Below are 10,437 nucleotides of genomic sequence, written 5' to 3'. Positions count from 1 at the left end.
GCGCAGCGCCTCTAAACCTCTTTGTGAATAACAGTACTTAAAAATATTATTTACAAGGAGAAGTAAAAGAGAAGAAAATGAGAAGATAAAAACCAGTGCTTACTCGTATTTAAATACTATTTTTATACAATCACTTACTCTAAAAGCGCAGCGTCTCTAAACCTCTTTGTGAATAATTGCATTTAAAAATACTACTCACAAGGAGAAGTGAAAGAGATGAAAATGAGAAGGTAAAAACCAATGTTTGGTCGTAGTTGTATTAAATAGCTTTTACTTTCTAAAACCATAAGGGCAGTTTTTACAACCATTTTTGCAGCACGAACCACGCTTTAAAAAAAACCACTTACTAAATATCATGTAACCACTTTGCATGGTGTAGTCGAGCCCTTCAATTAAATTGTCGTTACCTCTATATTGCTTTGCAAAGTCTATTTGGGTTTTAATAGGTTGTGTATAAACACCCTCTAAAAAAGTATTTATTTTATTCAGCGTGCACTTGCGGCATAAACAACTTGTTGCTGTGATATCAAGCGGTAAAATAGCCGGCAGCTCATTGCACCAACACGCTGATATATCGTCTACATTACACGTTAAAGTACTGTGGCATTGAGTGCAGTTAAGTTCAGTCATTATAATTCTTTTTAGTAACAGTGAGCCAAGAATAACAAATATTATGAATACACAAAAAGCATTAGCTGAATTTATTACATTTGGTGAGCAAAGGGACGAAGCTATATCGGTTATCGTTTCAAGCCCTGCTGATAGCAATAAAACTCATTATACTCTCTCAACCGAGGTTTTAATTGATGTGCTGAAACGCTGTTTAAGTAACGAAATAGACTTAGATGATTTAGAGCTTTGGGCAAACGTAATTGAATCGCGAGATGATATTGATTGTACTGAGCACGAAGGTTTTATTTATGCGCTCAGTAATAGCGAGCAAATGGGAGAGCTTAATCATCAAAAGCTTGCTCAAATAGTTGCGTTAGTAAAAGTTTGATTTGTTTAAAAAGCGAGGTGTAAAACTTCACCAAAAAAAACCGCACTTCAATTGAATGCGGTTTTTTAAATTGAAGGTAATCGTTTTAAGCGATTATTTATGATATCCCAAGCACGTTTCTACTTCGTTTTTAGAACCTAAAATAACAGCTACTCGCTGGTGGATTGCATCAGGCTGAATATCCATAATACGCTCAGTACCGGTTGAAGCGATACCGCCAGCTTGCTCTACTAACATAGCCATTGGATTTGCTTCGTAAAGTAGGCGTAATTTATTTGGCTTTTTAGGATCTTTCGTGTCTGTAGGGTAAGTAAACAAACCGCCACGGCTAAGCACGCGATGTACATCGCCCACCATTGCTGCAATCCAGCGCATATTAAAGTTTTTAGCGCGCGGGCCTGTATCGCCTGCTAGCAAATCATTGATATAGTTTTGCATAGCTGGCTGCCAATGGCGTTGGTTAGACGTATTAATGGCAAATTCGTTTGTATCAGCAGGAATGCTTGCAAAATCTTGTGTAAGTAAAAAGCTGCCTTGTGTTTTATCAAGAGTAAACATGCGCGTGCCTTTACCTGTAGTCAGCGCAAGCATTGTTGATGGCCCGTAAAGTACGTAACCTGCAGCAACTTGCTTATGGCCGGGCTGCATAAATATGCTTTGATCAGCAGCGTCTGAGCCTTCAGGCGCTTCCATAATAGAAAATATAGTACCCACAAGTGAGTTAATATCCGTATTTGACGAGCCATCGAGTGGATCAAATGCCACTATAAATTTAGCGTCTGGGTTACCTGCTACTGTGTAGTCTTCTTCTTCAGACGCGATTGCTTTAACCGTACCTGATTCCAGTAAAATATCTTTTAACAGCTGATTAGATAATACATCGAGTTTTTTTTGAGTTTCACCTTGAATGTTTTCATCAAGGGTTGAGCCTAATACGCCAGAAAGCGCGCCTTGACCAACGCGAAACGAAATTTCTTTACATGCTGCTAAAATTGTTCGAATTAATGATAAAAGTTCTCTTGAACAACCATCTTCAAGTAATACTGGAGGGAGTCTACGCATTCTATTTTCCTGATAACGTGTTAAAACCAATCATAATGTGAGAGAGATTAGCTTAGAGCGCTGAAATTCGTCTTAAATAACTGTATTGTTTAAATAGCACCCTATAATGGGACCACCTAATCGTACTTAAAACACAAATAACAAAGATAAGATTATGAAAAAAATACCACTACTAAGTTACATATTCTTTACTGTGCTGTGCTCTATCATAACTCAAGCGCACGCAGCAATTAAGTCAATTGATGAATTTACTACGCAAATGAATCATTTTCCGGGCTATTATTCGTTTTTTTACGACACCCAAAACGGGAAAGTATATTTAAAAGTAGATAAGTTTGAACAACAATTTTTACTGCAGCAAAGCTTGCCTTACGGTATTGGCTCTAACGATATAGGCCTCGATAGAGGTCAGCTTGGTAACACGCACCTTGTGCAATTTGAGCGTTTTGGCGACAAAGTAATGCTGCGGGCTGTAAATACTTACTATCGTGCCAACACAAGCAATAAGGCTGAACAGCAAAGTATTAAAGAAGCGTTTGCATCAAGTATACTTGCTGGTTTTAAAGTGGTCGCAGAAGATAAAGCCACAGCACTTATTGATTACACGCCTTATTTATTAAGTGATGTACACGGTGTAAGCCGCACGCTTGCTGCACGTAAGCAAGGGAACTTTAGTCTTGATGAATCACGTAGCGCCGTTTATATGAATCGCTCAAAAGCATTTGTAAAAAACACCGAGCTTGAAGCCGTACTTACATTTAAGGGCACAAAACCAGGTGAATTTGTTCGCCAAGTAAGTGCCGACCCTTATGCGCTTACTGTTCATATGCATCATTCACTTATTCAATTACCAAATGATAACTACACACCTCGTAAGTTTAATCCGCAATCAGGTTTTTGGAGTATAGAGCATAAAGATTACGCAGCGCCGCTTGGTGAGTCTATGTATGTGCGTTATATACCGCGCCATCGTCTAACTAAAAAGGACTCAAGTTTACCTATTAGTGAACCTGTTAAACCAATTGTTTATTACCTTGATCCTGGCGTTCCAGAGCCCGTTAAAAGCGCTTTGCTTGAAGGTGGAAAATGGTGGAACGACGCATTTACTGCTGCAGGATATAAAAATGCATTTATAGTAAAAGTGCTGCCAAGTAGCGCCGACCCTATGGATATTCGTTACAACGTCATTCAATGGGTACACCGAGCAACGCGTGGTTGGTCATACGGAAGTTCTGTAATTGACCCACGTACAGGTGAAATACTTAAAGGGCATGTAACACTTGGCTCATTGCGTGTTCGCCAAGATATTTTAATAGCTGAAGCACTCGCTGCTCCTTATTTAAAAGGTAATGAAGTTGCTAAAAACTTGCAAGCAATGGCGCTTGATCGCATTCGCCAATTAAGCGCGCATGAAATTGGCCACACGTTAGGTATTGCTCATAACTTTGCGGCATCGGTAGGTGATAGAGCTTCTGTAATGGATTACCCACATCCGCTACTTAGCTTTAATGAACAAGGTAAGCTTGATGTAACGCGCGGGTATGCAACAGGCATGGGCGTGTGGGATACCCAAGTAATTAAATATGGCTATAGCGATTTCACTAACCAAGATGAAAGCGCAGAACTCGCTGCTATTTTAAAAGAGAACAAAGGCAAAGGCCTTGAGTTTATATCAGATAGTGATGCTCGTGCTAAAGGTGGCGCACATCCAACAGCTCATTTATGGGATAACGGCACTAATCCTTCGCAGGAGCTTTTAAGAGTACTCGACGTACGTAAAAAAGCGCTTTCGCAGTTTGGTATTAATAATATTAAAACGGGTGATTCATTATCGCAATTAGAGGAAAAACTAGTTCCGCTTTATCTGTTTCACCGTTTTCAGGTTGAGGCTGCGGTTAAGCTTATAGCCGGTGTTGATTACGAATACGAAACACGCGGTGATTCACCTGTAAAAGGCGCACAAGTCGTTAATAAAAAAACACAGCAAGAAGCGGTAAACGCTATTTTTGCAACGCTTAAGCCAAGTAACTTATTACTTCCTGAATCGGTACTATCGCTAATTCCGCCAAAAGCGTATGGCGAGTCTAAGTCGCGCGAGAGCATAGTTGGGCGCACAGGGTTAACGCTCGATGCAATGGCATTACCCGAGGTTGCAGTGCAGCACAGCTTGTCGCTTTTATTAAATGCACAGCGTTTAAATCGCTTAGCGCAGCAACAAGCACGTAGTAATGACTTTTATAGTTTAGATGAGTTACTTGAGGAGCTATATGGCCAAGTGTTTAACGCGTCATCACCTAATACAATGACAGGTAAAATAACTCAGCGCGTGCAATTTTTAACTGCAAAAGCCATGGCTGATATAGTAGCAAGCGATAGTGCAAGCCCTGAAGTGCAGGCGCAGTTACGTTACTACTTAGTTAAGTTGAGTGAAGACTTTAACCAAAACTCAATGCTGAGCCATACAAGTACTGGCGAGAGCGCGTTTAAGCAATATTTAGCTGAGCAAGTAAATCAGTTTTTAATTAAAGGGCAATGGCCAAACAACTTTAAAGTGCTGCCAATCCCGCCAGGCTCACCAATTTAGAATAAAAAGTAGAAGCGCTTAGTTTTAATCAATTACAAAGCAAAACACCGAGTATATTTATACTCGGTGTTATTTTATTCTAAAACCGAATACGTACTCTAAGACTTTATTTGCACTAAATCGTAATCGGCCATACCAGGTACTATTGCCTGTAAGCGAGATTCGGTTACATCGAGTGCATTTAAACATTCGCAATACTCAGAAGCCTTAAGCTCTAATTGATGTGCCTTTTTTTGTAGCGATTTATCAATTTCTCTTGAGATAATATCCATGCGTTGCCCCATGTCGTTAATGCGATCTTCTATATTACCTTCACGCGATTTAAACGCATCTCCAAGTGATACCAAAATAGCACCTAACGATCCATGAACAGCAGAGTGAATTTGCTGGCTGATCTCTTTAGTAAAAAAATCATCTATTTGCGAAAGTGATTGAGGGGCTATAAAAAAGAAGTCATCTCCACGCTTAAACTTATCCATTAGCGCGCGCTCTACATACTGCAATTGTGTTTTAAGTACTTCAGGCTCTTTGTCTGACATACCTTCAACTACGTGTTCAATAGCGCTTAAACCTAAGTTAACACCATCGGTAGCAAGGTTTACTAATTCGGGGACTGTGTGGCGAATACCATTACTAAACTGTTCGAGTACTTTGCTTTCGTCATCGCTTAAATCAACCCAATAACCGCGAATAAACAGTTGGTTATTGTTATTAATTTGGACACGAGTTTGGCCTTTATCTAATATGCGAATTGCATCGTCAGTAATAATTAAACCATGACGTAATTCAACATCGCATTGGGCTTGAGCAAAGACACTAGTGCTTGAGAGCGCCATGGATAACGCCAATATCGAACGAGATAGAAACGCCATAAACACCTCAAAAAGACTAAAATGGAAGGCGAGTAGGTTAACAAAAAAACAACTTTATGCAAGGGAAAATAAACCTATCAACTATCTCACAGAATAGTTGTATAGAGTGCAGCTTGAGTTTTTAGATACGGTTATGTTGGGCAAAATCAACAGTCCAACAAAGGGCTTAATATATAGCTAGAGAGGGTAGAATTGGCTCATAATAAAATAAGAACACGTGGTTTTTAAATGAAGTTTAAAAAGATACAGCTATTTATATCAATTAAGCTTAATAGCCGACTCTAAATTTACTCTGGAGCCGGCTTAAAAACTAAATATTTAGTGTGAAACCACTATTAAGCGAATTGCATCAAGTTGTAACTGCGTTTTTTCAATATACGTAGTTAGGTCGTTACGTTGCTTATCGTAGAAGGTAATTTCTTCTTGGCGAATATTCGGATTAATTTGCTTAAGGGCAACAAGTCGTTCTTGCTCTTCACTGAGTGACGTTTGCATTTTAGCAAGTGACGCTGCGCGAATAACTTCAAGTTTTTCTTGTGCCATATCTTTAGCGGTAGTGATCATTGGGTGGACAGCGCTTTGCAATGCACCGGCAAGTTTACTTGCTGTTTGGCGGCCTACGGCTGATAACTGCTGATTAAAGCCTTCAAATGCCACGTTTTCACCTAGGTTATTACCTGCTTTATCAAGCAATATACGAATTGGTGTAGGCGGTAAAAAGCGACCAACTTGTAATACTTTTGGTGCCATTGCTTCTGCAACAAAAATAAGCTCAACAAAAAAGGTGCCAGGCGGTAACTTTTTGTTTTTAAGTAAAGCCACCGATGCGCTACCAAAGTCGTCGTCACAAATCATATCCATGGTGCCTTGCACCATAGGGTGATCCCAGCTGATAAAGTGTACATCTTCTTGCGAAAGTGCCGTGTCGCGATCAAAGGTAACCGTCATACCGTCTTCTTTAAGCGATGGGAACGATGCATTTAACATATGTTCCGTTGGCTTTAAGATAATGGTGTTTTCGCCTTTATCTTCTTGGCTTACGCCAAATGTGTCAAACACGTTGATCATGTAGCTTGGCAATTCAAACTGGTTATCGAGTTTTTCGATATCAGTTACAAGCGAATCGGCAGCACCTTGACCCGATGAATGTAGTTCTAATAAACGATCTCGTCCGCTTTCCATTTTTTTACGCAGTACCGCATTTTGTTGCGCTACTTGCTCAAGTAATGGATCGAGCTCGTCTTCATCGCAGTTATGCGCAGAAATATACTCAAGTAGGTCATCACGGAACTCTTTATAAAGCATTTGCCCCGTTGTTGATGTAGATTCGAATGCATCTAGACCTTCGTTATACCAACGTAGCAGTACTTCTTGAGCGGTGTTTTCAAAATATGGCACATGAATGTTCACATCTTGTGTTTGGCCTATACGGTCTAATCGACCAATACGTTGCTCGAGCAAATCTGGGTTTAGTGGTAAATCAAACAACACTAAGTGATGCGAGAACTGGAAGTTACGACCTTCTGAGCCAATTTCTGAACACAGTAATATTTGTGCATTATCGTACTCGTCTGCAAAAAATGCAGCAGCGCGGTCACGCTCAATAATAGACATGCCTTCGTGAAATACCGACGCTTTAATTGCTTCGCGTTCACGCAGTATTTGCTCAAGGCTGATAGCTGTTTCAGCTTTAGCACATATAAGCAGTACTTTTTCGCGCTTAAGTGTTTTAAGGGTGTCGATTAACCAATCTACACGTGGATCGAATAAACCCCAGCTTGCGCTTTCGCCTTCAAATTCTTGAAATATTTTTTCAGGAAACAGAGCACGGTGTGCACTTAGTTCAGGGTTTTGAATGCCGCCCATGTTACCAAGAACCGACATAGCCGTTTTATACTGCTTTGGCAATGCCATTGGGTAGGCGTGTAATTTACGACTAGGGTAGCCATCAATGCCGCTGCGGCTATTTCTGAATAATATACGACCTGTGCCGTGGCGATCGAGTAGCATGTTAAGTATTTCTTTACGCGCTGGTAAATCACCTTGCTGTGCTTTTTCAAGAATATCAGTAATGTCGGTTTCTTTTAATAGCTCAATTAGCGTGGCTTTGGCTGCGTCGTCCAGAGCTTGCTCTTGCAGTAATTGATTTGCAGCTTGCGCTACGTCTTTATAATTAGCTTCTTCTTCTTTAAACACGTCGTAGTCGTAAAAACGATCCGGATCGAGTAATTGTAAACGCGCAAAGTGACTGCTGTGACCAAGTTGATCAGGCGTTGCGGTAAGTAAAATAAGGCCCGGAATATCTTGACTAAGCTCTGCCATACGTTGGTACTCTGAGCTTGGCTTGCCGTTATTGATGCTTAGATGATGGGCTTCATCTATTACTAAAAGATCCCAATCAGCAAGTGTTGCTTGTTCAAACCAACGTTTTTTCTTGGTTAAAAACTCAAGGCTGGTAAGTACTAGTTGCTCTGTATCAAACACGTTTGGAGAATCTGCAAACGCTTCGTCGCAGCGCTCTTCATCAAAAATAGAAAAACGTAAGTTAAAGCGGCGTAGCATTTCTACTAACCATTGGTGCTGTAAGTTTTCAGGCACCACAATCAGTACGCGACTCGCACGGCCACTAATAATTTGTTGATGTAGTATCATGCCCGCTTCAATTGTTTTACCAAGGCCTACTTCATCTGATAAAAGTACGCGTGGTGCAAAACGTTTACCCACTTCTTGGGCAATATAAAGCTGGTGCGGAATAAGATTAGCACGCTGACCAATTAAGCCTTTAATAGGCGATTGCTCACGTTCAAATTTATGTAACCACGTTTGGTAGCGAAGTGTGTAGCGATCAAAACGATCGACTTGGCCTGCAAATAAACGATCTTGTGGTTTATTAAACTTAATAAAATGATCTAAAAAGGTCTCTTTTAACTTGGCTGTTTCGCCATTATCAACACGGGTGCCGTGATAACAAAGTAACTCGCCTTGTACTTCAATAGACTCTACTTCTAATTCCCATTCTTCAACGCTTTTGATCACATCACCAGGATTAAATGCCACACGGGTAACAGGTGCTTCTGCACTAGAATAAACACGGTTTTCACCACTGGCAGGAAATAATATGCTGACCTGACGGCCTTCAATGGCAACAACGGTGCCTAATCCTAAATCTGACTCTGTATCACTGATCCAACGCTGACCTAAGGAAAAATTCATGTATGTCTCGTCTATGATGAAAAAGGCGGCTATGTTACCTGTAAGCTAACACCACTGCAAGGCGCTATTTGGCTCACTTTTAATTAATTTTGTAAGTGTTAATTATTACTATTAAAACAGCTTGTTTATGACTCTTTTTTAGGTAAATCAAAACTAATTACAGTTTGTAATAAAACGGACTTTTATGACAAATAGACTAAACTTACATTATGCCTTAGCAATTAAGTATTGCAGGTTTAAGTTTTGCCCGTTTTACTTAGTTATTTTGGTATAGCATAAAAATCATAAAACGTAAGGAAAGTGCTATGGAAAAAGCTTCGAACCTTGAAAGTAAAATGTATGTGCTAGATACCAACGTACTACTTCACGAACCACTCGCTTATTTGTCTTTTCAAGAGCATGACGTTGTAATTCCGATGACGGTGCTTGAAGAGCTTGACCATATAAAAGACAGAAAACACGACGTAAGCCGTGATGCGCGCGTCGCTATTCGTGGATTAGATGAAGTACTTAAAAATGCAACGCCTGAACAAATGCTACAAGGCGTGGCGCTGCCGAGTAACAAAAAGGCAAAAGCGAGCTCTGCCGGTACCCTCATTATTGTAAACGACCATTTATTTGCCGACTCCATTTCTGGTTTGCCTGGTAACGAAAACGACCATCGTATTATCAATTGCGCCGTGTACTTACAAAAGCAGCACAGTGATTCAAAAGTAATACTTGTTACAAAAGATATAAACATGCGTTTAAAAGCCAAAGGCGCCGGGCTTAAATATGTTGAGGATTATCGTACCGACCAACTTATTGACGATATAAGCCTACTCACTAGTGGTTATAAAAAAATTGAAGGGGATTTTTGGGATCATGTAGGGGAGTGTAATACGCAGCAGCACGGACGCGATACGTTTCATCATGTGTCTAAAAACTTAATACCAGATGTATTTTGTAATGAATATTTACTTGATGGAGGGGAGCAGTTTGCGGCGCGCGTTAAATCGTACGATGACGAGCACATAACGCTCAAAGATATTGGTGTTGAGCGTTTAATGCATCAACAAGCATGGGGCGTTAAGCCCAAAAATATTTATCAAGGGATGGCATTAGATGCATTACTGGATACAGGTATTGAACTTGTTATTTTAACAGGACCAGCAGGGTGTGGTAAAACCTTGTTAGCACTTGCCAGCGCCCTTGAAATGGTCATCGAAAAAGGTATTTACGATAAAGTAATAGTTACCCGTAATACGCCAGAAATAGCAGAGTCTATAGGCTTTTTACCAGGCACGGAGGAGGAAAAAATGGCGCCATGGCTTGCAGCTATCACTGATACGCTGGAGGTATTGCACAAAGGCGACGAAAATCCAATATCGAGTCGAAATTACATAATGGAGAAGGCTAATGTACAGTTTAAATCGGTTAACTTTATGCGCGGGCGTAGCATTCAAAATGCGGTGGTAATTTTAGATGAGAGCCAAAATTTAACGGCATCTCAGCTTAAGACGATTATTACTCGCTGCGGCGAAGGTACTAAATTAATTTGTACAGGTAACTTGGCGCAAATTGATAGTAACTATTTAACGCCAGTAACATCGGGCTTGACGTACATAGTAGAGCGCTTTAAAAACTTTGAAGGCAGCGCAACAATAAACCTCAACGGTGTTGTGCGTAGTCGCTTAGCGTCATTTGCAGAAGAAAATTTATAACTT

Annotated in this window: 7 protein-coding genes; 3 read left to right on the top strand and 4 right to left on the bottom strand. The window is 40.3% G+C overall.

From position 1 onward, the window contains the following. Positions 1-270: 270 nt before the first annotated feature. A complete protein-coding gene (locus tag GQR53_RS16090; RefSeq protein ID WP_004335496.1) occupies positions 271-630 on the bottom strand; it encodes a DUF5522 domain-containing protein in 360 nt (119 codons plus the stop codon). A gap of 43 nt (positions 631-673) precedes the next feature. On the opposite strand from GQR53_RS16090, the gene GQR53_RS16085 reads away from it, so the two are divergent. After that, positions 674-1,000: a hypothetical protein gene (locus GQR53_RS16085; protein ID WP_004335492.1), complete on the top strand. Its 327-nt coding sequence runs from the start codon at positions 674-676 to the stop codon at positions 998-1,000. Positions 1,001-1,093: 93 nt separating this feature from the next. Here GQR53_RS16085 and GQR53_RS16080 read toward each other — a convergent pair whose 3' ends face one another. Further along, positions 1,094-2,062, bottom strand: a complete 969-nt coding sequence (locus GQR53_RS16080) for a class 1 fructose-bisphosphatase (RefSeq protein ID WP_165744521.1) — start codon at positions 2,060-2,062, stop codon at positions 1,094-1,096. Between the two features lie 154 nt (positions 2,063-2,216). On the opposite strand from GQR53_RS16080, the gene GQR53_RS16075 reads away from it, so the two are divergent. Continuing rightward, the gene (locus GQR53_RS16075; RefSeq protein WP_165744520.1) at positions 2,217-4,646 is read left to right on the top strand and encodes a zinc-dependent metalloprotease; all 2,430 of its coding nucleotides are present in this window, start codon (positions 2,217-2,219) and stop codon (positions 4,644-4,646) included. 98 nt (positions 4,647-4,744) lie between these two features. On the opposite strand, the gene GQR53_RS16070 is transcribed toward GQR53_RS16075, so the two are convergent. Both GQR53_RS16070 and rapA read right to left on the bottom strand, forming a co-directional pair. Beyond that, on the bottom strand, positions 4,745-5,518 hold the full coding sequence (locus tag GQR53_RS16070) for a YggN family protein (RefSeq protein ID WP_024595182.1): 774 nt from the start codon (positions 5,516-5,518) through the stop codon (positions 4,745-4,747). 318 nt (positions 5,519-5,836) lie between these two features. Beyond that, a complete protein-coding gene (rapA, locus tag GQR53_RS16065; protein ID WP_024595181.1) occupies positions 5,837-8,731 on the bottom strand; it encodes an RNA polymerase-associated protein RapA in 2,895 nt (964 codons plus the stop codon). Between the two features lie 305 nt (positions 8,732-9,036). Between rapA and GQR53_RS16060 the strand changes: the two genes are divergently transcribed. After that, entirely contained in the window at positions 9,037-10,434 is a 1,398-nt protein-coding gene (locus tag GQR53_RS16060; protein WP_165744519.1) for a PhoH family protein, read from the top strand. Positions 10,435-10,437: the final 3 nt, after the last annotated feature.

This window comes from Pseudoalteromonas sp. Z9A6, from assembly GCF_011378805.1.
GTDB classification, from domain to species: Bacteria; Pseudomonadota; Gammaproteobacteria; order Enterobacterales; family Alteromonadaceae; genus Pseudoalteromonas; species Pseudoalteromonas distincta.
This window is presented reverse-complemented; position numbering and strand designations above follow the sequence as displayed.